The organism is Bacillus proteolyticus (assembly GCF_001884065.1).
GTDB lineage: Bacteria > Bacillota > Bacilli > Bacillales > Bacillaceae_G > Bacillus_A > Bacillus_A proteolyticus.
Genome location: NZ_MACH01000093.1, coordinates 72,669 through 97,545, shown reverse-complemented (window position 1 = coordinate 97,545; position 24,877 = coordinate 72,669). Strand labels below are relative to the sequence as shown.

The 24,877-nt window shown below is 34.0% G+C and carries 21 protein-coding genes and 2 pseudogenes; 18 read left to right on the top strand and 5 right to left on the bottom strand.

Annotation, left to right across the window (positions count from 1 at the left end):
• Positions 1–89: 89 nt before the first annotated feature.
• The 6 genes from BAQ49_RS17265 (at position 90) to BAQ49_RS17240 (ending at position 6,542) form a co-directional block, all read left to right on the top strand.
• A complete protein-coding gene (locus tag BAQ49_RS17265) occupies positions 90–956 on the top strand; it encodes a carbohydrate ABC transporter permease (protein WP_071746368.1) in 867 nt (288 codons plus the stop codon).
• 10 nt (positions 957–966) lie between these two features.
• Positions 967–1,785: a carbohydrate ABC transporter permease gene (locus BAQ49_RS17260; RefSeq protein WP_071746367.1), complete on the top strand. Its 819-nt coding sequence runs from the start codon at positions 967–969 to the stop codon at positions 1,783–1,785.
• 25 nt (positions 1,786–1,810) lie between these two features.
• Positions 1,811–3,172 (top strand): extracellular solute-binding protein, encoded by a 1,362-nt coding sequence (locus tag BAQ49_RS17255; RefSeq protein WP_071746366.1) that lies wholly within the window; start codon positions 1,811–1,813, stop codon positions 3,170–3,172.
• 80 nt (positions 3,173–3,252) lie between these two features.
• The gene (locus tag BAQ49_RS17250) at positions 3,253–4,680 is read left to right on the top strand and encodes a CehA/McbA family metallohydrolase (protein WP_071746365.1); all 1,428 of its coding nucleotides are present in this window, start codon (positions 3,253–3,255) and stop codon (positions 4,678–4,680) included.
• Positions 4,673–5,380, top strand: coding sequence for an HAD family hydrolase (locus BAQ49_RS17245; protein ID WP_071746364.1), 708 nt, complete (start codon positions 4,673–4,675; stop codon positions 5,378–5,380). Before BAQ49_RS17250 ends, BAQ49_RS17245 begins: the two co-directional genes overlap by 8 nt.
• 61 nt (positions 5,381–5,441) lie before the next feature.
• Complete coding sequence (locus BAQ49_RS17240) at positions 5,442–6,542, top strand: ABC transporter ATP-binding protein (RefSeq protein ID WP_071746363.1); 1,101 nt, start codon at positions 5,442–5,444, stop codon at positions 6,540–6,542.
• Between the two features lie 476 nt (positions 6,543–7,018).
• Here the strand turns inward: BAQ49_RS17240 and BAQ49_RS17235 are convergent, their stop codons facing one another.
• On the bottom strand, positions 7,019–7,609 hold the full coding sequence (locus BAQ49_RS17235) for a hypothetical protein (protein WP_002147036.1): 591 nt from the start codon (positions 7,607–7,609) through the stop codon (positions 7,019–7,021).
• Positions 7,610–7,841: 232 nt separating this feature from the next.
• Here BAQ49_RS17235 and BAQ49_RS33925 point away from each other — a divergent pair, with 232 nt between their 5' ends.
• The 8 genes and pseudogenes from BAQ49_RS33925 (at position 7,842) to BAQ49_RS17200 (ending at position 15,583) form a co-directional block, all read left to right on the top strand.
• A complete protein-coding gene (locus BAQ49_RS33925) occupies positions 7,842–7,973 on the top strand; it encodes a hypothetical protein (RefSeq protein WP_279626810.1) in 132 nt (43 codons plus the stop codon).
• Between the two features lie 320 nt (positions 7,974–8,293).
• A complete protein-coding gene (gene desA / locus BAQ49_RS17230; RefSeq protein ID WP_071746362.1) occupies positions 8,294–9,325 on the top strand; it encodes a Delta(5) desaturase DesA in 1,032 nt (343 codons plus the stop codon).
• 539 nt (positions 9,326–9,864) lie between these two features.
• Positions 9,865–10,515, top strand: a pseudogene (locus tag BAQ49_RS17225) (alpha/beta fold hydrolase); the annotation flags it as partial.
• 392 nt (positions 10,516–10,907) lie between these two features.
• Positions 10,908–11,756 carry a HesA/MoeB/ThiF family protein gene (locus BAQ49_RS17220; RefSeq protein ID WP_071746361.1) on the top strand — a complete coding sequence of 283 codons (849 nt, stop codon included), beginning with the start codon at positions 10,908–10,910 and terminating at the stop codon, positions 11,754–11,756.
• Positions 11,757–11,769: 13 nt separating this feature from the next.
• Positions 11,770–12,636, top strand: a complete 867-nt coding sequence (locus BAQ49_RS17215; protein WP_083596232.1) for a HesA/MoeB/ThiF family protein — start codon at positions 11,770–11,772, stop codon at positions 12,634–12,636.
• A gap of 15 nt (positions 12,637–12,651) precedes the next feature.
• On the top strand, positions 12,652–13,089 hold the full coding sequence (locus BAQ49_RS17210) for a DUF441 family protein (RefSeq protein ID WP_071746360.1): 438 nt from the start codon (positions 12,652–12,654) through the stop codon (positions 13,087–13,089).
• 14 nt (positions 13,090–13,103) lie between these two features.
• Positions 13,104–14,168: an alpha/beta hydrolase gene (locus BAQ49_RS17205; protein ID WP_071746359.1), complete on the top strand. Its 1,065-nt coding sequence runs from the start codon at positions 13,104–13,106 to the stop codon at positions 14,166–14,168.
• Positions 14,165–15,583 carry a hydroxymethylglutaryl-CoA lyase-like TIM-barrel protein gene (locus BAQ49_RS17200; protein ID WP_071746358.1) on the top strand — a complete coding sequence of 473 codons (1,419 nt, stop codon included), beginning with the start codon at positions 14,165–14,167 and terminating at the stop codon, positions 15,581–15,583. The genes BAQ49_RS17205 and BAQ49_RS17200 overlap by 4 nt, the downstream gene beginning before the upstream one ends.
• A 306-nt stretch (positions 15,584–15,889) precedes the next feature.
• Here BAQ49_RS17200 and BAQ49_RS17195 read toward each other — a convergent pair whose 3' ends face one another.
• Both BAQ49_RS17195 and BAQ49_RS33010 read right to left on the bottom strand, forming a co-directional pair.
• The gene (locus tag BAQ49_RS17195) at positions 15,890–17,197 is read right to left on the bottom strand and encodes a condensation domain-containing protein (protein ID WP_071746357.1); all 1,308 of its coding nucleotides are present in this window, start codon (positions 17,195–17,197) and stop codon (positions 15,890–15,892) included.
• Positions 17,198–17,623: 426 nt separating this feature from the next.
• Positions 17,624–17,800 carry a hypothetical protein gene (locus tag BAQ49_RS33010; RefSeq protein ID WP_165616055.1) on the bottom strand — a complete coding sequence of 59 codons (177 nt, stop codon included), beginning with the start codon at positions 17,798–17,800 and terminating at the stop codon, positions 17,624–17,626.
• A 297-nt stretch (positions 17,801–18,097) separates the two neighbouring features.
• Between BAQ49_RS33010 and BAQ49_RS33625 the strand changes: the two are divergent.
• Together BAQ49_RS33625 and BAQ49_RS17185 are read left to right on the top strand one after the other, a co-directional pair.
• Positions 18,098–18,262 (top strand): annotated as a pseudogene (locus BAQ49_RS33625) (IS4 family transposase); the annotation flags it as partial.
• Between the two features lie 116 nt (positions 18,263–18,378).
• Complete coding sequence (locus BAQ49_RS17185; RefSeq protein ID WP_071746356.1) at positions 18,379–18,753, top strand: HsmA family protein; 375 nt, start codon at positions 18,379–18,381, stop codon at positions 18,751–18,753.
• A gap of 240 nt (positions 18,754–18,993) precedes the next feature.
• Here BAQ49_RS17185 and BAQ49_RS17180 read toward each other — a convergent pair whose 3' ends face one another.
• Positions 18,994–20,226 (bottom strand): helix-turn-helix domain-containing protein, encoded by a 1,233-nt coding sequence (locus BAQ49_RS17180; RefSeq protein WP_071746355.1) that lies wholly within the window; start codon positions 20,224–20,226, stop codon positions 18,994–18,996.
• A 246-nt stretch (positions 20,227–20,472) separates the two neighbouring features.
• Here BAQ49_RS17180 and BAQ49_RS17175 point away from each other — a divergent pair, with 246 nt between their 5' ends.
• Positions 20,473–22,764: a glycoside hydrolase family 3 C-terminal domain-containing protein gene (locus tag BAQ49_RS17175; RefSeq protein WP_071746354.1), complete on the top strand. Its 2,292-nt coding sequence runs from the start codon at positions 20,473–20,475 to the stop codon at positions 22,762–22,764.
• Positions 22,765–22,985: 221 nt separating this feature from the next.
• On the opposite strand, the gene BAQ49_RS17170 is transcribed toward BAQ49_RS17175, so the two are convergent.
• Positions 22,986–23,477 (bottom strand): DinB family protein, encoded by a 492-nt coding sequence (locus BAQ49_RS17170; RefSeq protein WP_071746353.1) that lies wholly within the window; start codon positions 23,475–23,477, stop codon positions 22,986–22,988.
• Positions 23,478–23,831: 354 nt separating this feature from the next.
• On the opposite strand from BAQ49_RS17170, the gene BAQ49_RS17165 reads away from it, so the two are divergent.
• On the top strand, positions 23,832–24,875 hold the full coding sequence (locus BAQ49_RS17165) for an ArsR/SmtB family transcription factor (RefSeq protein ID WP_071746352.1): 1,044 nt from the start codon (positions 23,832–23,834) through the stop codon (positions 24,873–24,875).
• Positions 24,876–24,877 lie beyond the last annotated feature (2 nt).

Below are 24,877 nucleotides of genomic sequence, written 5' to 3'. Positions count from 1 at the left end.
GTTAATTTGTTGTTTTTACAATTAGTTAACAAAATAACAACATTGTGTTAATAATGTACTCGTACAATATGAATTAGGGGGTGGCAAGAATGCAAATAAAACTATCAAAAGCTGTGTTCTTTTTAATACCAGTTGGAATACCTCTAATATTGTTTTGGATTATTCCGAATTTCATTAGTTTAGGTATTAGTTTTACTGATTGGGATTTTATGACGAATGATTTTAACTTTGTTGGCTTAGAAAACTATTTTAATTTATTTACACAAGATTCTTTTATGCAAGCATTGCTCAATACGTTTTATTTCGGAATTGGAACAGTCATTCCAACAATTGCGTTGGGCTTAGGTTTCGCATTATTCTTCCGAAAAAAATTCAAAGGTTCAGCATTGTATCAATTAATGATCTTTTCACCTTGGGTAACGCCAACAATAGCTGTATCCATTGTGTGGTCACTCTTATATGAACCTCAATTCGGAATTATAAATAAAGTGCTCAACTTTTTCGGAATACCGGGTTTGGACTGGCTTCAAAGTAGTAAAACAGCGATGTTAGCAGTTATTATAATGACAGTTTGGAAATTAGTTGGTTGGACGATGATCTTCTATATCGGCGCACTAGAAAAAGTTCCAGATAGTTTATATGAAGCAGCTAGTATAGATGGGGCAAATGCATGGCAGAAATTTCGATATGTAACACTGCCAATGGTTTCATCAACAACTTTCTTCTTAGTTGTCGTCAATACAATTTCTTCGGTGCAAGCTTACGATCAAATAAAGATTTTAACCCAAGGTGGACCTAGTGGTTCGACGCGTACGTTACTTTATTTATTCTTCCAGCAAGGGTTTGAACAGTTTGATATGGGATCGGCAACAGCAATCGCATTTATCATACTAATCATTACAATTTTACTATCTGTTATAAATAAAATAATAGGTGACAAGTGGGTGAACTATTAAGGTGAATAATATGAAAAAAGGTCCATTAATCGTAAAGCATCTTTTTCTAGCATTAGCAAGTATACTATTTATTTTTCCATTCATATGGATGGTACTTGGATCGTTTAAAACATCTAGTGAAGTATTACAAGGAGGCTTTTGGCCTAAGGAATTTCACTGGGAAAATTATCAGCAAGTATTAGATATACTACCATTTAACACATATTTATTTAATAGTTTTTATACATCTTTCCTTATAACAATATATGTGCTTGTTTCATCTGCACTGTTTGCATATATGTTGGCATTTTACAAGTTTAAAGGTAAAAATATTACATTTAGTGTTGTAATGGCAACTTATATGATTCCTGGAGCTGTTTCGTATGTTCCTGTATATGTAATGTTAGGAAAATTCGGTCTGCTTGATTCGCATTTTGGATACATGATTTCTATGGCTGTTAGTGTGTTCGGTATTTTCTATTTAAAACAATCGTTCCACAAAGTTGGTTTTGAAATAGTAGAGGCAGCAAAAATTGACGGAGCAAGTGATTGGCGTATTCTTTGGAAGATTATTTTTCCAATGACACGATCGTCATTTGTAACACTAGGATTGGTCACGTTTATTGGTAATTATAATAATTACGTCTGGCCAGCTCTTATATTGAAAGATAATACGCAAAAGTTAATTACGAATGGAATTGCTGATTATTTCATTAATAGTTCCTTAGGGCGAGATTGGTCACACATTATGGTTGCAAGTACAATCGCAACAGTGCCGCTCTTAATCGTATTTTTGATTCTACAAAAATGGTTCTTATCAGGTGTTACTGATTCAGGAATAAAGGGGTAATTAAATAGTAAGGGAGATTTGTGGGATGAAAAAACTATTCATGCTTCTAACAGTTATAACATTGTTTGTTAGTGCACTTGCGGGTTGTTCAGGCGGAAAAGGAAGTACGGTTAAAGCGAGTAAAGAAGGAGAGAAGGTTGTTGTTCCATTCATTAATGGAGTAGGGGGCTCTCTTGCAGATCGTGTAGATAAGATTGTGGAAGAATACAATAAAAGTCAGGACAAATATGTAGTGAAAACGACAAAAGCTGGTAGCTACGATGAGTCTTATCAAAAGCTACAAAGTGGATTTGCAGCGAATAACCAAGAAGCAATTGCATTACTAGGTTCTGATGTCATTCAAGAATATGCTAAAAAACAGTTAATCGTACCTATAGATGAATATGTTAAAAATGATACTAATTTCAAAAAAGAAGATTATGGAAAAGGGTTTATGGAGCAAGCAACAATTGACGAGAAGTTGTATGGAATTCCATTCTACGGTACAACGCAAATTCTTTATTACAATAAAAAAGCATTAGCGGAGAAAGGCTTTACAAAAGATGATTTAAAGACGTGGGAAGGTGTAGAAAAGGTAGCAAAAACAGTCGCAAAACGTGGTGAAAATGGAAATGTGACATATGCGGGCTGGATGCCGATGTGGGGAACTTCCAATTTAATTGATGCTGTTCGCAGTGCCGGTGGAAACGTATTAAGCGAAGATGGTAAAAAAGTATTAATTAACGATGACACTTGGGTTTCGGTATGGGAGAAATTCCGTACATGGCTACATGAAGATAAAATCATGAAAATACATTCAGGTGGTACTGGATGGGAATATTGGGATAAAACTGTAATTGATTTAGTTGAAGGTAGAACATTAGGATTTACAGGATCATCTGGTGATCAAGGATTTGTTTTTAAATCATTAGGAAAAGGAATGACGGAAGAAGAACGCCTTAACACATTTGAAGCATTACCTCAGCCTGCTTGGGGTAATAATAAACCAGCGCCAAAACTAGAAACATATTTATTCACATTAACGAGAAACATTGATCCAGAAGTAGCAAAAGGCGCGTATGACTTTATGAAGTTTGCGACAAGTACGGAGAAAACGGCTGAATGGTCCATGGCTACAGGATATATCCCTGTTCGTAACAATGTAACAGAGTATGGTCCATATGCTGAATTCGTAAAAAAACAACCACAAGCATTAGTTCCATTAGAACAAGCTAACAATTATGGAGTGGGACCATTTGTAGATCCAACGGGCGGTAAAATTAATGACGCCTTAAATGTAGCGAAAGATAAAGTAGAGATTGAAGGAGTTCCAGCGAAAAAAGCATTAGATGAAGCAGCTAAGGTTGCGCAAGAAGAGTTAGATAAAGTTCTGAAAAAGAAGAAGTAATATTACCAACATGAGGTGCTTTTGAACGAAGGAAGTGCCTCTAAAATTCCATCATTAAAACGTAAAAAGGTGTGAGAACGATGATTGAAATAACAAGTACGATAACACTCTCTCCATTCGTAAAAAATAAACATTGTTTCCAAATGGATGAAACTGATATTACAAACTTTACATTAACTATTGATCAAGGGGGCAACCGGAAAATTCCGCTATTATTAATCTTGCGAGACCCTAACGGTTATGTACGTATACAATACCAAACGCCAGTTGCAAATGAAAAACTAGTCGTTTCAAAAGATTCAATATTTTGTTCTGCTGGTTGTAGTGGAGGAGAAATACAGTCAGGTAATTGGGAATTAGAAGTCGTCTATATTCCGCATTGTGCAAAGAAAGCAGTAAAGTTTACCGGAGAAAAAGTTAACTATACAGTAAATATAGTAGTGAATGATCAATTGGAACGAAAGTATAATAGAGATCACTTTTGCAAGGAAAATGTTTTTATTGATGAATACAATTATGAAAAGATAATAAATGAAGAATATCGCTGGTACAAAGGAGAATTTCATGAGCACACAGATTTAACCGATGGCGAGATAGATGATGAACTTGGAATGACAGTATGTGAAAAACAGGAATTAGATTTTTTATATGCGACGGAACACAATATTGTTATGCCATCGTATCAAAAAGGAAACACATTAATTATACCATCTATGGAACTTACAACTCCTTACGGTCATTACAACATATTCGGGATAAAGGAATACGTTGATTTTACAAAGTATGTAGATGAATCGTTTAGCGCGGAAACAATGAATGAACTATTTTCTTTCTTGAAAGAAAAAGGTTATTTATTGAGTGTGAATCATCCGTTTATGAAGCCTTGGGCGAACCAAGTGAATATTAACTTAGAAAATGTTCATACGATGGAAATTATGTGTGATCCAACTTATAAAAAAAGTAAATCATCTACTTTAGAAGCTTTACGTTGTTTCGATCAAATGTGGTCAAATGGTCTTAAAATCTGGGGAATAGGAGGAAGTGATTCTCATTTACATCCGTCTAAAACATTCCCAGGATCAAAAGACCCATCCATTTATGGTGATCCAGGAACATATGTATTATGTAATGGTTTATCTATTAAAAACTTAAAATTTGCAATCAAAAAGGGACGGATTTATTTCTCTCGATTTAGAAAATTAGCGATAGATATTCAAAACGAAGGTGAAACGATTTATGTCGGTGATGAGGCTAAAGGAAACATTATTTACAATATTTCTACTGACAAACCGTGTGAGTGGAGACTAATAATAAATGGGAAAATAATTGAACAAAAATCTGGCAGCAACGTAACTTTTGAATTTTCATTAAATGAAGGGGTGTATGCTAGGGTTGAGGGATGGGAAGAGGACGAATTAGTAGCGTTTATTAATCCTATTCATAATAAAGTTGAGAATAAAAATATGAAAACATGGAATGAAGTTATAGGGGGAATAAAAGGTGAATAAAGCAATTATTTTTGATAAAGATGGAACATTAATACAGTTAGATTCAGTTTGGTACAAAATTGTGCATCGTGTGTTAGATGATATATTTCAAACGTATCCAAATGAAAAAAGTAAAAGAGATGATTACTTATCGATTATTGGTATGAATGACAACGATTTTGAGAGTACGAGTTTACTAGCATGTCGCACAAATTACTTTATTGCGGCTGCGTGGTACTCGTTGTTAGAAAATCAACATGTGGATAAAGAGAATTTCATTCATGATGTATGTCTTTTATTCAAAAAGTACTCTACAGCAGACGATCTTGTATTTACAGAAGTGGAAGGTGCAAAGGAAACGTTACGCTATTTAAAAGACAATGAATATATTATTGGGGTTGTTACGGCAGACGATGTGGATGCAGCGATTCATTCTCTGCAAATGACTGAGTTATATGATTACGTAGATTTTTTAGGTGCAGATGATGGTGTGAATAGAACAAAACCTGAAAGTGATTTTTATCATATGTTTAAAGAAAAATTTTCTCTAACTGAAGAAGATGTGCTTATGGTAGGTGATACATTAACAGACGTTACATTTGCGAGAAATAGTAACATTAAAGTAGTGGGCGTCTTATCGGGTGCGAGTAGGAAAGAAGATTTAGAAGGAAAAGCAGATTATATTTTAGACAGTATGAAGGATATTTCGAAAATTTTATAATTCATGTCATCATAATTTTTAACAATATGTATAAATATAGCTCAAATTCTAGGAGGATATTATGGCTCAACTATCATTCAAAAACATTTACAAAAAATATGATCATGATGTGACAATCGTAAAAGATTTTAACCTAGAAGTAAATGATGGAGAATTTATCGTTTTGGTTGGCCCTTCAGGGTGTGGGAAATCTACAACATTACGTATGATTGCAGGACTTGAAGAGATTTCAGATGGCGACTTTTATATTGACGGAAAACGTGTAAATGATATTTCGCCGAAAGATAGAGATATCGCAATGGTGTTTCAAAACTATGCACTGTATCCGCATATGAGTGTTTATGAAAACATGGCATTTGGATTAAAACTACGAAAATACAGTAAAGAAGAAATTGACCAGCGTGTGCAACATGCAGCAAAAATTCTTGGGCTTGAGCAGTATTTAAGCCGAAAGCCAAAGGCACTTTCAGGTGGGCAGCGCCAGCGTGTTGCCTTGGGCCGAGCGATTGTTCGAAATGCAAAAGTATTTTTAATGGACGAGCCTTTATCAAACTTAGATGCGAAGCTACGCGTTCAAATGCGTGCTGAGATTACAAAATTACACAAGCAGCTGCAAACAACAACTGTGTATGTTACACACGATCAAATAGAAGCGATGACGATGGCAACTCGTCTTGTTGTGCTAAAAGATGGGATTGTACAACAAGTCGGTACACCGAAAGAAGTGTATGATAATCCAGAGAATGTATTTGTTGGCGGATTCATTGGTTCTCCTGGAATGAATTTTTTCAAAGGAGTATTAACAGATAATGCAGTTATGATTGATAAGTGGAAAATTGAAGTGCCAGAAGAGAAGATGAAAGGCTTGCGAAATAACGGATATACGAATAAAGAAATTATAATAGGAGTACGTCCAGAAGATTTTTATTATGGAAAAGCAATCAAGGCGTTACCATATAACGAAAAGTTAACGGTGTGTATTGATGTAGCAGAATTAATGGGGGCAGAAACATATCTATATTCTAACATTAATGGTCAATCCTTAGTAGCTCGTGTGGATACTTCTTTAGATGTGCAAAGTCAATCAAATATAGATCTAGTTTTGAATATGGATAAAGTTCATTATTTCGACTCTAAAACTGAGAAGCGAATTATTTTATAGATAATAATTAATATGATTATACCTTTAGAATTTCTTCAACTACTACAAATAAATGAATATAAAAAAGCCGATTATCCTTTAGATTACAGGAAATCGGCTTTTTTATATAGAAGATTGCTTAGCGTACGAAAATCGCTTTTTGTTGGCAGTGCCCTGTCACAATCAAGTTGAGAAAAACAAATAATCCAAAACGAGAAAATTCTTAAGTTGATGGATGTGTGATGCTACTCCTATGTTAAGGTTCGAGTCATTTGAAACAGCAACCTCTATATTGAGTGGTGTTAAAGCGACGTATATGATAAAAAAGATGTATCGCTTGTGAAAAAATTGCATCACCTTGAATGAGCTAATACGACAAGAATTCGTGTCGGGCCTAATTAGGGAATGCAGTACAAATCAGTATATAGTATACAAGCATTCCCTTTCTATAAATACGGTATGTTTTTAATATAATTAAAAGAAAATTTTTGTGTTCTTTAATATGATGTGACATAATACCAGTTTTTTTCTATTTTTGTGATCTCTTTATATTCATTATTAAAGTCGTATTTGTTTGGTCTAGTATCATTTGGTGTGTAAATAAATCCTGAAAAATTATCTAATATACCACGATAAGTAAAAAAGAAAACAGAAATACCATTTTTATTTTGTTGAATAATTACATCCCCACCGTTTTTGGAAGTGGATGCAAACTGTTTAGGTAAATGAATTTGTCTACTATCATAATGAACATTAGGAGTTAACTCTTTATGTTCTATAAGTGCTATAACTTTTTCACGGTCTTCTTTATAGATAATAAAATCTAAATTTATATAAATCTCATTAAATGGTATACAAATCCAAGTAATTACTATGATTAGTTGAATAATTAACGGTTTCCAATTTTTGTATTTGATAAGATGTATGATTGTGAAAATTAATATTAAGAAAAACAATCCATGAACTATTATTGAAAGAAATGGCATAACGAATGGGGTAAGGAATTCAACTAAATACCATTTGAAAAAATGATAAAGTATAAGAGCGATACCGCTTATTAATGTAATTTTGGTTAAATTCTTATTCAAATTTTGAATCTCCTTTCTATACTAAAAACTATGTGATTTTAGTATGAAAATAAAATGTATTTTTTCATAAATTTAACTTGTTTTCTAAATATTAACTTTGTGTGATTAATATTTTGAATATATCATAGATTTGAAATTAAATAAACAGACATTAAATTTTTACATTTTATATAGAATAAAAGTTAAATAAAAGTGAGGGAAGTTTTCAAAATAGACTAGTTTTTTATTTAAAATGCAATTTGATTTGTTTCATGAAATAGATCCAGTTCCGGTAAAATCAGTTGCAACAAGTGAACATTACGTTCATTGTGTATGTTATTCGTTTTTTATCGTTTTAGAAAACTGGTTATTGTTAGTTTCGTGACAATGGAGAATTAATAATAAAAAAGAATAAATATAAGCTTACGTAAATGTTATGTAAAATAAAATCTTTGTTTACATACGAATGTTACATTGAGGATGTCGAAAACAGCTTATTGGAGGAACACCAATGACGAATCTTCGTAAAAAGATAATGAGACTAGCATGAATAGAAGTTATTCTGGACATAAGCAATTTGTAAGGAATGAGTAAGAAAAAAGAGATTTTTATATTATAAAATATTTATTATACCTACATATAACACCTACTACTAATAATGTGTTATAATACGAATTAGCAACAAAAAGGAAAGGAATTAGAAAAATGACCTTACAAAATACTAAAAATTTAAAAAAACAAGTTGCTCCTTTTGAAAAATCAACGGCAAAAAAAAGTATTTGGCAAATCATCAATACGGTAGTGCCATTTATTATCTTATGGTACCTTGCTTATAAAAGTTTGTCCGTTTCTTATTGGTTAGCATTGGTTCCATCTCTGTTAGCAGCTGGATTTATGACACGGATTTTCATTATTTTTCATGATTGTACCCATTATTCTTTTTTTAAAAGTCGCCGTGTAAATAGAATAGTAGGAACATGTATGGGTGTTTTAACTTTATTCCCGTTTGATCAATGGGGGCATGAGCATTCCGTTCATCACGCTACAAGTGGTAATTTGGATAAGCGAGGTACAGGAGATATTTGGACGCTTACAGTGAATGAATATTTAGCAGCACCATTTAGACGCCGTTTAGCATATCGTTTATATCGCAATCCGTTGGTTATGTTTGGATTAGGTCCGATTTATGTTTTCCTTCTTAAAAATAGATTTAACAGAAAAGGTGCTAGAAAGAAAGAACGCATGAACACTTATTTGACGAATGTTTTAATTGTTGCTTTAGTAGGGGTACTTTGTTGGGCAATCGGATGGCAATCGTTTCTTTTAGTACATGGTACGATATTCTTAATAGCAGGTTCAGTAGGTATTTGGCTGTTTTACGTACAGCACACATTCGAAGATTCTTATTTTGAAGAAGATAAAGAGTGGGAATATGTGAAAGCGGCAGTGGAGGGAAGTTCATTTTATAAACTTCCGAAAATTCTGCAATTTCTAACTGGTAATATTGGATATCATCATGTTCACCATTTGAGTCCAAGAGTACCTAACTATAAACTAGAAGAGGCACACAATAATACGCTTCCTTTAAAAAATGTACCAACGATTACTCTTGCCACAAGCTTGCGTTCAATTCGTTTCCGTCTTTGGGATGAGCAAAGTAACAATTTTGTTACCTTTAAAGACGTCAAAAATTTAATTAAAAACAATGTTTCTGTTCAAGTGAAATCTGAACTATAACCTCATCATATTTAACTGACTCCCCATAATCATTTTTGATTTAAGGGGAGTTTTTGTTTAAATCGATATTGGGGAGCGTTTCAAACAAATAACAAAGATAATGGGTTTACAATATTAAAGATGAATTTATTTTTTGTGAAGGTAATTATACAGGATTTTCTACAGAAAATAGGGAGGCTGTAAAACTAAAATCCAAAAACGGAAAGTTATTATGTAAAAATGAGATTTGAAAATAAGTAAGTATAAAAACGCTCTTACAGAATTAGATGTAAGAGCGTTTTTATATCAAAATAAATTGGGTAATTATCATATCTAAAAAACAAACAACATAATGTAATGTGTTTTTTAACTCATAAGTTGGCCCCAATTGAAATCATAAATTGCTCGTGAATTATAAATGAAAATGCTTATTATCAGTGTAGGATATTAGGAATGATTAGCCTATTCACTAGGCTTAAAGAAGATAAAATTTTAATGGATTATTGCCATGAATATATTGATAAAGTTCATCAATATATTCATGGAAAGGAGGAATTCAAATGAAGAGAGATGATAATAAGATTGGTCACTTTACATCTGAAAAAGGAAAGGAAGACTTTCAAATTGCCTACGATGAATCAATGGCACTTCTTCCAAAGCCTAACGATACGAAAGATATAAAAACTAAATACGGCACAATTCGTGCTTATTACTTTACTAAAGAGGAAAACAAACATAAGGAGCCAATACTCTTACTCCCTGGGCGTGGTGCATCTACTCCAATGTGGGTACCCAATTTAGAAGGGCTAAGGGAGAAAAGGCCTGTTTACACGATAGATTTACTCGGTGAACCTGGAATGAGTGTGCAAACGAAGGTGATTGAAAACCAAAAACAACAAGCAGAATGGTTAAATGAAGTAATTGAAGGATTAGGTTTAGAAAAAGTGCATATCGTGGGTGTCTCCATTGGAGGGTGGACAACAATGAACTTGGCTAGATATAATCCTGAGCATATTGCTACGGCTAGTTTATTGGATCCAGTCTTTGTATTTGCGTAAATACGCATAAAGATGATTCTTGCATCTATTCCAGCTCCCGTCCCTATTGTACATAAGTTTATAAGAGAAAAGATGTTAAGCTATGTATCTGGAGGAGCAGAAACAAATGACGATGAGCCTATTGCTAAATTAATCGAGTCGGGTATGCGTAACCTATTCTTTTTACAAAATCATCAATTTGATTAAGTTCTGTAAGAATAAACAGGTTTGAACGCATCCAGTAAGGCTTTGATAGATTATTGTCAGTTACAACCTCAATACCTACAATTCCTCTTTTATCATATAAAAAGAATCTTATAGATAAGAAATGAGTTACATTGTCTATATCTTCACCTGAAACCCATTGGAATTCCTGTAGTTTAAAAGTGGAAAACCTGATTATCCCCTCCTTTAAATCTTCGAGTTCTTCATTTGTTTAAAAAATTAGAATTGAAAGTTTTTTGTTTTTTTTACAAATAGCACACAAAAACGACATACTTCTAGACTATTTTTATATACAGGACTTATTTTTTGAAATGGTTACTACATATAAAGGAGACTCCAAAATGGATATGGATTCATATTATTGGGAAATGGTTAAGAAAAATATTGGTGTGTATTCTGAACAGGAACAAGAATGTCTTCGAAATAAGAAGGTCATTATTTTTGGACTAGGGGGAGTAGGTGGTTATGAAGCAATTCTGTTTTCGCGAATGGGAATAGGGCATATTACTGGTGTTGATCCCGATGAATTTGAAGTTTCTAATATTAACAGACAAATGTTAGCGCTTTCTAGTGTGATAGGTGAACCAAAAGCAAAAGTTGCAGAACAGGTTGTAAAAGATATACATCCCTATATATCAACAAACTTTATCCAAACAAGAGTCGATGAAGAGAATGTAATCGAGCTTATAAAAGGGCATGATATCGTACTAGAAGCCGTAGATGATATGCCTTCAAGAGTCATTATACATAGAACAGCTAGAGAATTAGGTATACCAAGTGTAGGGATGTCAGGTAGCCCCCCAACACGAGGATTTGTTTCTACATTTTTCCCATCCGGAATTCCTTATGAAGAAGCATTAAATATCTCAAGTGTCGGATGCAAATTAACAAATCAAGAATTAAGACAACAGATTGCTGATATAAAGAAAAGTCGAGCTTGGTATTCTGTGGAGAAAGGCGCACCAAAAGAGTGGGCGCAAAATTTTTGTGATGGAAAAGCAGGATGGATTATCACGCCGATGCGTGCTCATTTATTGTCACTATTTAGTTTTCATGAAGCAATACAAGTTTTAACTGATCGTGAACCTCTAGCTAGAGCGCCTAAAGGCATTGTAATAGATTTAGATAGTCATATCCCGGTTCAAGTAAAAGAAGTCCCAAAAGGTGGATGGGATTATAAAACACTGTAAGGAGGAATACAATTTGTTGACAAAAAATAATGATATGCAAAATATATATGAAGAAAGTTTTACGCGAAATATTGGTGTTATCTCTGTAGAGGAGCAGGAGAAATTAAAAAATTCTCGAGTTACTGTAGTTGGAGCAGGGGGCGTAGGAGGAATTACACTTATCCAATTGGCGCGAATGGGTGTGGGTTCTTTACATGTTATTGATCAAGATGTATTTGAAGCAAGTAATATCAATCGACAAATGCTAAGTTCCATCAGTAAATTAGGACAGCGAAAAGCAGAGGTCGCTTTAGAAATTTTGCAAGACATTAATCCATTATTACAAGTAGAGATAACAAAAGAATTTGTTACCGAGGACAATGCATTAGAGCTTCTAACGAATACAGATATCATTATAGATGCAACTGATAATTTAGTAGCGAGAGTGATTATCCATCGTACAGCTCAGAAACTAGGAATCCCTTCAATTTGGATTGCGGTGACGCCTCCATTTAGAGGTGGCGTCATGTCTTTTACTCCTGACTCTACACCCTATGAAATTGCGTTAGGATATCCGTCTTATCAAAAAGAGTTAACAACAGAAATCCAAGATGAAATTCATAAATTAAAAGATGGGCGTGCTCTTCATTCTGTCACGTACGGCGCGGATGAGAACTGGGCAAATAGTTATGTACAAAAAAATCGACCATGGGCGGTAATCTCTCCTGTTGCGAATATAGTAGGCATTCTAGCAAGCTTTGAAGCATTTAAATTTATAATAAATCGAGAAGACTTAAAACCTGTAATAAGTCCAAATTTAATCCAAATTAACTTTGCAAATCAAAATATGGTACATGTGTCTGTACCTGAAAATGATAGTTGGGATTATACAACATTATAGATGAGGTAAGAGAATATGCTTCCTTTTTTGTTACTGGGGATTATTGTTACACTCGCTCTGCTTGTTAAGGATTATGCGCTAGCTGGTGCGGCTTGTTTATTAGGAGTTTTACTTGCTGTTGGACAAAAAACTTTATTACATCTTATTCAACAATATTCTTTTCCAATTGGTATTTTCTTTCTGATGCTATTCCTTTTAGTACCAATCACATCTGGAAAGATTACAAGTGAAAACCTAATAAAATTAATTACCTCTCCTATCGGATTAGGATCCATTCTAGCAGGTTTTACTGTGTCATACATAGGAGGAAAAGGTGTAGGAGTTCTACCTATGAATCCTACGATATTGTTAGGTGTCTTAATAGGTACTCTTATTGCCGTAATATTTACAAAAGGATTACCAGCCGGATTAATTATCGCGGCGGGAATCATAGCTATTATTTCTATGAAATGAAAGGAATATTCTAAATGAGGATAAAATGGACACACATTAGTTTAGTAGGTTTTTTTTTGATAATACTTATGTCTAGTTGTTCTAATATCAAAGAAACTTCTCAAAATGATCAAACTTCTAAAGTAGTAAAACAAGAATTAGAAATTCAGCAAGGAGAAGAAAAATTATTTTTACTTCATAAAAACTTAAATAATAAAAAACAATATACATCTGATGAAATTATCTTATTTTTAGAACCATTCAGTGTACCTACAGCTCAGGCATTTGATGTACCAAAATTTTCATGGATGGATGAGTATGCCAAAAAAGGGTATGATACTTGGGCTATGGATTTCAGAGGGTTTGGTCGTTCTTCTCGCCCTAAAGAAATGTCAGATCCTTCTTCCCAAAACCGTCCGGTTATTCATTTGAATGATGCAACCAAAGATCTGGAAACAATTGTAAATTGGATTAAAAAGAAAAGAAACGTAAAAAAAATTCATATTGTTGGATGGTCATATGGAGGCGTTGTGGCTGGAAATTATGCAATATCCCATCCTCAAGATATTAATAAGCTTATTTTATATGGGTATATGCATGGGTTCACACTTCCTATGATGACACAACCTTTCGAAAACCCACTACAACCTAATCAGTTTAATCCTGAAGCACCAGCTTACCAAATCGTAGACTTTGATAAAGGAATGCATCATTGGCATATGATGATGGGAAATAAAAAAATTGTTACAAACGAAGCAATGGATGCCGTAAAACAAGTTTTTATTGATTCAGATCCTATGAGTAAGAACAATAATCAAACGATTCGTCGACCAGTTGGTCCACTTGAAGATTTATTTTATATTTGGAAAAATCAGCCTCTATATGATGCATCTAAGATTATCACTCCATTACTTGTCATTTACGGGGAAGATGACATATTTGCAGACCGAAATATGATGTCAAAATTAACAAGTGCAAAACAAAAAAAAGAAGTAGTAATCCCCGATGCAACACACTGGGCTGTGTATGAAAAGAATCGTAATATCCTATTCGAACAAACATTAAACTTTATAGAGGCGAAAGAAGGCAAACAGGAATGAAAAAGGGTTTAACAATATTAGATGCTACCTTACGTGAAGGAGAACAACAATGTGGTATTCGTTTCTCCAAGGAAGACAAAATTACATTACTTCACATGTTAGAGGATTTTGGAGTAAGTCTTATTGAAGTTGGACACCCTGGCATCTCTGAAGAAGAAGAAGAGATTTGCCGAGAAGTTGCAGCATCTGCAAAGCACGCCGAAATACTTATGCATGCTCGGGCGAAAGAAGAAGAAGTTCATGCGGCTTATCGTGCTGGTGCCGATTGGATAGGAATCTGGGCGTCTATTAATCCTATTTCTTTACAAACAAAATACACCAATCGATCAAAAGATTATGTTATTAATCAGGTGAAACAAGCTATTGAAGAAGCAAAATCTTTAGGAATGAAAATCCGTTTTACTATTGAAGATGCTTCACGAACGGAATGGGAAGACATCGCCTACATTGGACAGGTTGCACATATAGCTGGAGCAGATCGAATCAGTTTAGCAGACACTGTAGGAATTTGGGAGCCAGGTCAGTGTGCTACAATCGTGAAGAAATCTGTTGAGACATTCCCTTGTGAGATTGAAGTTCATCTTCATAATGATTTAGGATTAGCCATGGCAAATGCTCTTGCTGCAATCGATTCGGGGGCATCTGTCATTGATGCTACATTGTGCGGAATAGGTGAACGTGCTGGGATTGTTGATCTGCTAAATTTATCAGTATTTTTATCTCAAAAGCGTAATCTACAGTGCTTTAAACTACAGATGATTCCTGAATTAACGCAATCTCTCCAATTAGCTACTGGTTGTCAAGTAGATCATTGGAGACCGATTATTGGAAAGAATATATTTACTCATACTGCATCTTATCATATAAAAGCTGTTCAGCAGAATTACTCAGCATACGAGGGTATTCAACCTGAAATGTTAGGAAGAGTAAGGAACATACAACAAAAACGTATAGAAAGAAAAGGGCCTCGGCTTTCAAAGTCTCTTCGAGTTAGTAAACCATTTGTAAAAGGAGCATCTGAGCTTTTATATCATCGTGATGGTCCAGGAGAGCGTTGGGTACAGATGGATTATAGAACTGATGAACGTGCTTCATTTTATGTAATACAGCGTGTATTTTACGACGCTCATATGGATGAGAACTTAGAAGGGCATGTAGATACTCATGCACATCATTGTGATAGTGCCTTTATTTTTTGGGGGAATAGAATAGATGGTACTGGTCTCATGTGTGAAGTAGAAATTGAAGGAGAATTGCAAATAATTGAAAGTCCAGCATCTGTTTTTATTCCATCAGGGTTAAAACATAGGTACAAATATCTTTCGGGTACAGGAACATATACAAACATCGTACTAGCACCTAATTATAATTCTAGTTTGTTAGAGGAAAGCTCATCAAAAGTATTTGTATATTAATTAAATTTGAACAAAATAGTTATTTTAATAAATGGCATATAAACAAAGAAGAGCCCGATTGGTGTGGGCTAATAATCAGTGGGTGATGAACAAAACCCCCACCGATTAAAGTTTCACTTTATAATAAAGATTGATAACTTGTAAAAAAGTTTGATAAAAAGACGTTATCTTTTCCTATGATTTTTCAGAAAGAATAACGTCTTTTTTCATTTCAGGGGGTATTTTGTTTTGTTAACTCGATAGACATGGGGACGAGCCCCTAAAATACAATTCCGCTAGAAATTTTTGCGCTATATTCTCTTTTATTTATGGTAGTTGATTAACAACACTTTCTAAAAATTTGTCTACCTTTTCTTTTGATGTATCCGGTGTATGATAACCAATCGTAAATGTAAGTCTTCCATTATAGAAGCTTGCACCCATTGAAAAGAATGGCGCATACATAATGGGTGATGTCATATACCCGTCCTCAGCCTGAATTTCACCAAACTGAATAGGTTCATCAGCGATCACCCCGAAATTTGTCAGTAACGGCAACGCCATCCCCATCTGTAAAGCCTGTTCGTATTGCTGATTATACATTTCCTTCACCACAGATAGCTTCATACCTGCCAGTAGCTCCATTCCTGCTGCTGAAGAAAGACCTGGATTTTGAGACTTTATTTTATCCATTGATTGTTTAATTCGAACGAGAGTCTGATTAAATGATTCATCATCCTCCATTTTAATCACTGGCATTTCCATGCCAGATAAGTTGCAAATAGCCCCAGTTGTATAATTAGGCAGATATCGACGTAAATCAATTGTTAAACCGATCATTTTTTCTGAGGTGCGAGGTTCTGCATACACAGTGAAATGTGATAAAGCTCGGAAGTATGCAGTCATGATTACATCATTCAAGGTAGCCTGTTGTGCTTTTGTCCATTGGATTAGACGTAGAGATTGCTCATGGCTCAACCGCCGTACGGACATTTGAGGGGAGTTATTTTTGTTGGGTTGAGATGGAAAAGACCATAACGATGTCTGTTGTTCTTGGTTAGGACGATACGCGCTTTTTATGTCCGATATTCCAGCATATTTGAATACATGTGATTGATCTCGAAAACTCTCATTTCCCTCACCAAATTCTTTTATAATTTGATTCTTGGATAGTCCCAAGGAAAGTTGAGTATAAATTGCTCCAAGCAAATTAATATATTCCTTGACCCCTGCACCATCTGAACATAGATGAGATAATTTCACAACTAACATATCTGTCGTAGTGCCTCGTAATAATTTTGTTTGAACCATAGGCCCCTGAATACGATCACCAGGTTCCTTAATAAAATCTATTGCCATTATTTCAAGTTCTTGATCATTTCCTTCTGCAAAAAGGCAAATGGCTGAGTTAGTGGCAGGTGAATGTTTCTCCCAGTAAGGAATATCATTTTCTACAAATCGGCTGTTCAAAACCGGCTGCAATTGTAACGTTATCCTTACTGATTGTTCAAGTATTTTCTTTGATATACCTACAGGAAAATAAAGAACTGCATTAATTTGTTGATCTGCAGAATAAAGACCTAATATATAATTCATTCGATCTTGAGGTGTTACTGAAAACTTTCTTTGTTCCATAATTTTGTCCCCCTTTTAAGACTTTTTTTGGTATAACCTTATTCTCCATATGGTTGTAACTTTTCTAGTCACTTTTCTTCAAGAGCAAATAATTCTTATTTTTAAAATTTTTTTACGAAAGTATCTTTTTCGTACTGGTTCTATTCTTTTTACGGCTCTTTGTAGGTGATATACCCATTGTTTTATTGTTATTAATACTTTCTATCTCTTTTGATGGAATCAAACGTAATTTTGTTTAGTTTATATATATACAAACATTTTACAATTGTGTTTGGGAATTATCAATAAAACAAATGAAATATTTTTATGTCTATTAATAAAAAACAATAATATAACACGTTCAGGTGTTACTTCATAATAAAAGGTTGATGGGCATGGAGGACCACCAACCTTTTATCATATTGCTTTAGATGCTTGTATTCATTATTATGTTTTTTTACAAATAATTCCTGCTTGCGCTTGTATCACCTCATCATTTTCAACAATTAATCCTTTACAAAAAAATGATGTATCAGGTCTTTGTACAAATGGAGGAAAAGTAGGTGTATATGGCGCTAATGTACGAAAATCAGCATCTGCTAGCGCTAAGGTTGTAGGTTTCATTAATAAAGATACTAATGTAACTGGTACTTGGGGTAATGGAGAATATGTCCAAGGACATTATGATAATTCATCTAAATGGTTATATATATCTTCATTAGGTGGTTATATATATAAAACAACTTTAATTAATACTTGTGGGCATAAAAAATAAATTGGTAATTAATTGAGTTCTTTTATCTTTTACTATTATTTATAGGGGGCACATTACATCGCTATCAAGCTAAAAAAATGTATCTATTAAACGAAAAAAACGCTATTCTTTTTGTAGAAATATACAGAAAGGATGGCGTTTTTCGTATGGATTTATCGACTTCTGATGAACTGGAATTATTTTTTTAAGAGTTACAACGATACATGTCGCCTGATGCTTTAGAGCAATTAGCTAGAAAAGTAGGATTTGTTAAACGAAAAAGTAAATATCGCGCACCAGATTTAGTGGTCCTATGTATTTGGTTTAGCAAAATAAAGCCCATCTATATATATTTGGAAGGATAATCTTCCATTCATACTCTGTTCATAATCCTTAGATAAAATAAATCTTGTACAAGGAAGAGAAATTTTGTAAAGGGGTGATTGATGTGCTAGCATCTGCTATTACATTTATTACAGCAGCACTTATTTTTTATTCAATTGGGGTTTGGAGTGAAAAGATTCAAAAAACATTAAAACCTTGGCATGTGATTATATTTTGGGTTGGATTAGCATGCGATACGATTGGTACTACATTAATGGAGAAAATGGCTTCAGAAGGTTCTCTATTCAGCTTTCATGGGATTACGGGTTTATCAGCAATTTTACTTATGTTATTTCATGCTGTGTGGGCCACTGTAGTTTTAAAGAAGAAGGATATAAAAATGATTGCAAAGTTTCACACATTTAGTGTAATTGTGTGGTTCATTTGGTTAATTCCATATATTTCAGGGCTTATATATGGAATGACAAACAATTCATAAAAGGAGTTTGAACTTTCCAAACAAAAATAAAACTATTTTCATATTAGGATATATAAGGAGAAGCTAGAGAAATATTTACACCATTTGTTTTCCTTTAGCTCACAAGCCATGTATTGAGAATGGAAAGGAAACAGAAAAACGTATATTACATTATTAGTAAAAACCCCTCAACACAAGTCGAGGGGTTTTTTATTAATAATGTAAAGCAACTAAATAAATCTATTGGTAGAATAATAAACATTAAAAACATCCATTTTTAAATTGTTTAGGTGAAACACCAGTATGTTTTTTAAAGACCTTTGTAAAATGGCTCTGGTCATGAAAATTTAATAGTGTAGAAATTTCGGATATAGAATGTCTCGTAAAGGTCATTAAATTTTTTGATTCATCGATCTTAGCACGTTGAATATATTCGCCTAGTGAAATTCCAATCTCTTTTTTGAAAAGGGAAGATAGATAACTAGGATTTAATGCGACTATTCCTGCTAGTTGGGATAGTGTGATTTCTTCGTAAAGATGAGTAAATATATAATTTTGACATACGTTTATAGGTTTTGAATGTTTTTGTATTGTCCCATTTCTTACTCGTTCTGAGAACTCAAGTAAAGCATTCTCCAAAAATGGAGAAATGGCTTCACTTTTATTTATTTCTTCGAGTTTTTGAATAAATAAATCACTGAGGGTATATGCGATTTCAGGGAATAGTCCACCATCTATAGCTGATCTAGTCGCAAGTGTAATTGCTGCGATGGCAGAATTCTTCTGGCTTCGCAAATGACTTGTTTTTGATAACACCCCAAGATCCCCTGATTCAGGTAATCTCCTTAGATTTTTAATTAAATCATCCTTTTTTCCAAGCTTAATACACTCGAAAATTTCTCTTTCAATTAGTGGGTCGATATGAGTTAATGTACTTTGACGTTGCTCCGATATATGTATATCAGGCTGTTCAATCTCAAAATCATCCTTTTTTAATAGTATATTTTTTTGCAAAATATCAGCAATATCTAATTTTTGTTGATATAGCATGTGAAAAAGAATCATACTTACATTTAAAAATTTCAAATTGCTTAAGAAGGGGAGAGAATGATAATATCGTATCATTTTCTCTTTGTCTATTTTTAGTTGAAGATCATTAATGAGTCCTTTAATTGAGGTTTCTGATAATCTGGAATAGAGGACAGGTCCAACGATGATATTCCCACTAAGTTGATCGTTCAAACGCAAGCTAATTGAGAAGAAATTTTCAAGAAAAGAAGTCTCTTCTAGTACTGGAAAAGTATAGGGTGGATTTTCCTTAAATAGTTGATTAAGTAACTCCTCTTTTGAAGAATACAAAGGGTTATGCTGAAAATTGGACGAGATTTCAAATGCTAAATCCCCTTTGTTATCAATGAAAAAGATAGGTGTTTTATGTATGTCAAAGACTAGCTTACAAATATAATATAAATCTTCTAGTTTGGAGCAATTCACTATTTTAACCTCTATTCATTAAACATTAGCCAATATATGTACAAGATAAAGGCAACATAAAATCCTCTCTTAAGCAAAGGTTTCACAATAAGAGGGTACATCTTATGTTACTCTGCAAAGTAATCATAAATATAATCAGCCAAAATTTTTACAAGTATTCTAAAAAATATACCATAATATCTAAAAAATAATAACTATAATGACATTAAGAAAGCGTTTACTTAATTGTTTTTTAGGAGGGCTATCATGAAAAGGGATATTAAGAAAATTATTTCACAAATGAAGTTAGAAGAAAAGGCGAGTCTATGTTCTGGATTAGACTTTTGGAATACAAAAGGGATTGAGAGATTAGGAATTCCTTCTATTATGGTAACTGATGGGCCACATGGCCTTAGAAAACAAGCAGAGGGAGCAGATCACTTAGGGATTTATAACAGTATTCCATCGACTTGTTTCCCATCAGCAGTAGGGTTAGCAAGTACATGGAATAAAGAATTAATAAATCAAGTAGGAGTTGCATTAGGAGAGGAATGTCAGGCTGAAAATGTAGGTGTTCTCCTTGGACCAGGTGCAAACATAAAACGTTCGCCGCTATGCGGAAGAAACTTTGAGTACTTTTCAGAGGACCCATATTTATCATCACAAATGGCTGCAAACCATGTTATAGGTGTACAAAGTCAAGGGATTGGAACGTCATTAAAACATTTCGCTGCTAATAATCAGGAGCATCGCAGAATGTCTGTAGATACAATTGTTGATGAAAGAACATTGCGTGAAATCTATCTTGCTAGCTTTGAAGATGTCATTAAGGAAGCACAACCTTGGACAGTAATGAGCGCTTACAACAAGATAAATGGTGAATACGCTTCGGAAAATAACTATTTATTAAATGATATTTTAAAAGATGAATGGGGATTTGAAGGTTTTGTCGTTTCTGATTGGGGTGCAGTAAATGAGCGTGTTGAAGGTTTAGCTAACGGTTTGGAGTTAGAAATGCCTTCAAGCTTTGGAATTGGTGAGAAGAAGATTGTTGATGCAGTTAATGGTGGTGAGCTATCTGTAGAAAAGCTTGATCAAGCTGTAGAGCGATTACTTTACATTATTTTTAAAGCTTATGATAACCAATTAGAAAACGCTGTGTATAGTAAGGACGCGCATCATCAGCTTGCTAGAGAAGTTGCAAGTGAAAGTATGGTTATGTTAAAAAATGAAGATTCCATTCTTCCGCTGAAAAAAGAGGGGACGGTAGCGATAATTGGAGAATTTGCAAAGCAACCACGTTATCAAGGCGGCGGAAGTTCTCATATTAATCCAACAAAGCTTGAAAGTATTCTCGAAGAAATCGAAATGGTATCAGGTGAAAAAACAAACATATTATTTGCACAAGGCTATAATCTTGCAAGCGATGATGTAGATGAAAACATGACTAATGAAGCAAAAAAGATTGCAGAAAGCGCAGATACAGTGGTCCTTTTTGTTGGACTTCCAGATCGTTATGAGTCAGAAGGTTTTGATCGAAAGCATTTACAAATGCCAGAGAATCACGTTCAATTAATTGAGGCTATTGCGGAAGTTCAAAGTAATATCGTTGTAGTTGTAAGTAACGGAGCACCGATTGAAATGCCATGGATAAGTAAAGTAAAAGGAATACTTGAAGGCTATTTAGGTGGGCAAGCATTAGGCGGAGCAATTGCTGATTTATTATTTGGTGATGCGAATCCAAGCGGGAAATTAGCAGAAACATTCCCGAAAGTTTTAAGCGATAATCCTTCTTACTTAAACTTCCCTGGAGAAGGTGACAAAGTGGAATACAAAGAAGGTGTCTTCGTCGGATACCGTTATTACGATAAGAAAAATATTGAACCATTGTTCCCATTTGGTTTTGGGTTAAGCTATACAAACTTTGAGTATAGTAATCTTTCAGTAGATAAGAAAGAAATAAAGGATACGGAGACAGTTTCTGTCACTGTAAACGTGAAAAATATTGGTAGTACGGCAGGGAAAGAAATTGTTCAACTCTATATAAAAGATATTGAAAGTACTATGATTCGTCCTGAGAAAGAATTAAAAGGATTTGAAAAAGTAGAATTGCAGCCGGGAGAAGAAAAAACGGTTAACTTTACTTTAAATAAAAGATCATTTGCTTATTATAATGTTGAATTGAAGGACTGGCATGTTGAAACTGGTGAATTTGAGATTTTAGTAGGTAAGTCTTCAAGAGAGATAGTTTTACAAGATAACGTGTATATTCAATCAGCGACTATAATTCGAAAACCAGTACATCGTAATACTTTACTAGGGGATATATTTGCGGACCCAATTTTAGCACCAATCGCAAAGGGGCTTATGGAAAAGGCATTAAAAGACAGCCCGTTTGGTAGTATGACTGAAGGGGATAGTGATGCCTCTGAAATGATGGATGCTATGCTGAACTATATGCCATTACGAGCATTAGTAAACTTTAGTGCAGGTGCTTTCACAGAAGAAATGTTGAGTGAAATCATTGGGCTATTGAACGATGCCCAGATGAATCGATAGGTGTGAATGAACTTTTTATCCCGTATTAATGGCCCGGAAATGCCCGAGTGGTTTGGGTTAATAATCAGTGGGGGATGGACAAAATCTCATTGATTAAAGTTTTATGTAGGACGTTTCTCCAACAAAAAAAGAAAATGAGAGTTAGAATCTCATTTTCTTTTTTTTGTACTTATTCTGCTAAATATAGAATCATATGCTTGTCTATCATCTTTAATCAGCGTTTATAAATAGGAGCGATGAGATGGCCATGAACCTTGGAGTTTACGAATTTGTATAATTTGACCTGTATGATAAGCATCGTGCAATAGGATATTCATATATTGTTGCCAAACCGGTAGAGAAGGACTTGGTTGATCCAGTTCTGCTTCTTGAAGGGATGTTAATGAAGATTGTAAGGCATCATGTACTTGAAGCGTTCGCTTCACTGTTTGCTGCCAAGCATCCTCATCATTAGGTCCACCTTGGACAAACGTGTCATCATTATTTTGTGGAGCAACAAATGTGTCATCTTGATGTAATCGGGAAAGTAAGCGCTCTTTAAAGGTTAGTAAATGGTTTGCATTTTCCCAAATCGTATTACTGGCCTTTCCTTCTGGTTGCCAACATGCTTGTGCAGCGGTAAGATTCTTTAACGCTTCTGATATCGGTGGGTACCATTCTTCATCGTAAAAAACTTGTTTGACTCCATTTTGTAATATTTCTTTTTTTCCCATTCGTATAGCCTCCTTAACTATGAGATAGACCAACAATAAGTGTTAGAGAAATTAGGTAGAAACGTACCTATTTATTATCTGATTGATATTTTGAAGTTTCTAAAAGAACAATATGACGCCGTTGTAGCAATTGTATAAATAAACTTATGCTTTCTAAATCATTTTTCTTACTGCAATAAATTCTCCTTTCTCATCAAGAAACCTGCCTCATAGTTGAACAAGAAAATCAACTGCAGCTTAAATTTTAAAAATTGTAGCGAAATAAATTTCTTGATGTTTCGAAATTCTAAAAATACAGAAGGTTTAATTCGATAAATATAGAATTTAATACATAGCAAGTAAGGAGGAGATTAAATGGAAGTCTTTCACGTAACGAGTAGAAAAAGGGAAACGTATAACGTTCAAATGAAGTATTCGATACTTTTCGAATGTGCACTTGGCATAGCAGCAATTACTCATAAGAGGTTAATAGACACGCTTGAAAAGTCTCAAAGCGAATGGGAAGAAATTAGAACATCTTTATCTCATGAAATGATAGAGCATTTGCAATTTGTCGAGAAGCACAATACGTGGAAAGCGTTGCTACAGTTACTGTATGATGGAGATTTTCAGGGCTTAGCGCAGTTTAATGCTAAAATCGATTCACTTTCAGTAGAAGATTTGAAGTATATATGTTTACCGTTTTTAGGAGAAAAGTATGAGGAGAAAAGACGTTTAGCAGCAAATGGAGATGTAACTGCAATACATGAACTAAAGGAACTGACACAGGAACATCAATTTTTTTCTACGTATATTGAGTTTATATGTAATACAAATATGAAATTATTAAAAGGGCATTTAATCGCTGTTATGACAGGATGGTATGAGAGTGTCATTAAGAAGGAGGAAGAGCAACTACTTTCTATACTAGAGCGAGATTATGAAGCGAAAAATGAAATGAATAAAAAGATGAAACCGGAAGAGTTTGTCGAGTGGGCTACAGGAGGAGTTTTATACATGCCAGAGCCAAGTGTGCATCATGTACTTCTTATCCCGCAAATGACATACAGACCGTGGAACATAGAAGCAGATATTGAAGACACGAAAGTATTTCATTATCCGGTCGCAAATGAAAGTATTCATCCGGAAGATCCATATGAGCCGAGCTATTTTTTAGTACATAAACATAAGGCGCTTGGGGATGAAGCGAGATTAAGAATTGTAAAAATGTTGTTTGAAAAAGAACGTACATTGCAGGAAATAACGGAAAGATTACAACTTGGGAAATCAACAGTACATCACCATTTAAAATTATTACGTTCCGCAAAGTTAGTTGATATTCATGACGGCAAATATGTGTTGAGAAAGAAAGCAGTACAGTCTTTAGCGAAAGAATTAGAAGTATTTTTAAATAGATAATA

What these genes read in the sequence shown, in the direction of transcription:
- BAQ49_RS17265 (WP_071746368.1), top strand. Translation starts at nt 90, where the DNA reads ATGCAAATAAAACTATCAAAAGCTGTGTTCTTTTTAATACCAGTTGGA.
- BAQ49_RS17260 (WP_071746367.1), top strand. Translation starts at nt 967, where the DNA reads ATGAAAAAAGGTCCATTAATCGTAAAGCATCTTTTTCTAGCATTAGCA.
- BAQ49_RS17255 (WP_071746366.1), top strand. Translation starts at nt 1,811, where the DNA reads ATGAAAAAACTATTCATGCTTCTAACAGTTATAACATTGTTTGTTAGT.
- BAQ49_RS17250 (WP_071746365.1), top strand. Translation starts at nt 3,253, where the DNA reads ATGATTGAAATAACAAGTACGATAACACTCTCTCCATTCGTAAAAAAT.
- BAQ49_RS17240 (WP_071746363.1), top strand. Translation starts at nt 5,442, where the DNA reads ATGGCTCAACTATCATTCAAAAACATTTACAAAAAATATGATCATGAT.
- BAQ49_RS33925 (WP_279626810.1), top strand. Translation starts at nt 7,842, where the DNA reads ATGCAATTTGATTTGTTTCATGAAATAGATCCAGTTCCGGTAAAATCA.
- desA (WP_071746362.1), top strand. Translation starts at nt 8,294, where the DNA reads ATGACCTTACAAAATACTAAAAATTTAAAAAAACAAGTTGCTCCTTTT.
- BAQ49_RS17220 (WP_071746361.1), top strand. Translation starts at nt 10,908, where the DNA reads ATGGATATGGATTCATATTATTGGGAAATGGTTAAGAAAAATATTGGT.
- BAQ49_RS17210 (WP_071746360.1), top strand. Translation starts at nt 12,652, where the DNA reads ATGCTTCCTTTTTTGTTACTGGGGATTATTGTTACACTCGCTCTGCTT.
- BAQ49_RS17205 (WP_071746359.1), top strand. Translation starts at nt 13,104, where the DNA reads ATGAGGATAAAATGGACACACATTAGTTTAGTAGGTTTTTTTTTGATA.
- BAQ49_RS17200 (WP_071746358.1), top strand. Translation starts at nt 14,165, where the DNA reads ATGAAAAAGGGTTTAACAATATTAGATGCTACCTTACGTGAAGGAGAA.
- BAQ49_RS17195 (WP_071746357.1), bottom strand. Translation starts at nt 17,197, where the DNA reads ATGGAACAAAGAAAGTTTTCAGTAACACCTCAAGATCGAATGAATTAT.
- BAQ49_RS33010 (WP_165616055.1), bottom strand. Translation starts at nt 17,800, where the DNA reads ATGAAACCTACAACCTTAGCGCTAGCAGATGCTGATTTTCGTACATTA.
- BAQ49_RS17175 (WP_071746354.1), top strand. Translation starts at nt 20,473, where the DNA reads ATGAAAAGGGATATTAAGAAAATTATTTCACAAATGAAGTTAGAAGAA.
- BAQ49_RS17170 (WP_071746353.1), bottom strand. Translation starts at nt 23,477, where the DNA reads ATGGGAAAAAAAGAAATATTACAAAATGGAGTCAAACAAGTTTTTTAC.
- BAQ49_RS17165 (WP_071746352.1), top strand. Translation starts at nt 23,832, where the DNA reads ATGGAAGTCTTTCACGTAACGAGTAGAAAAAGGGAAACGTATAACGTT.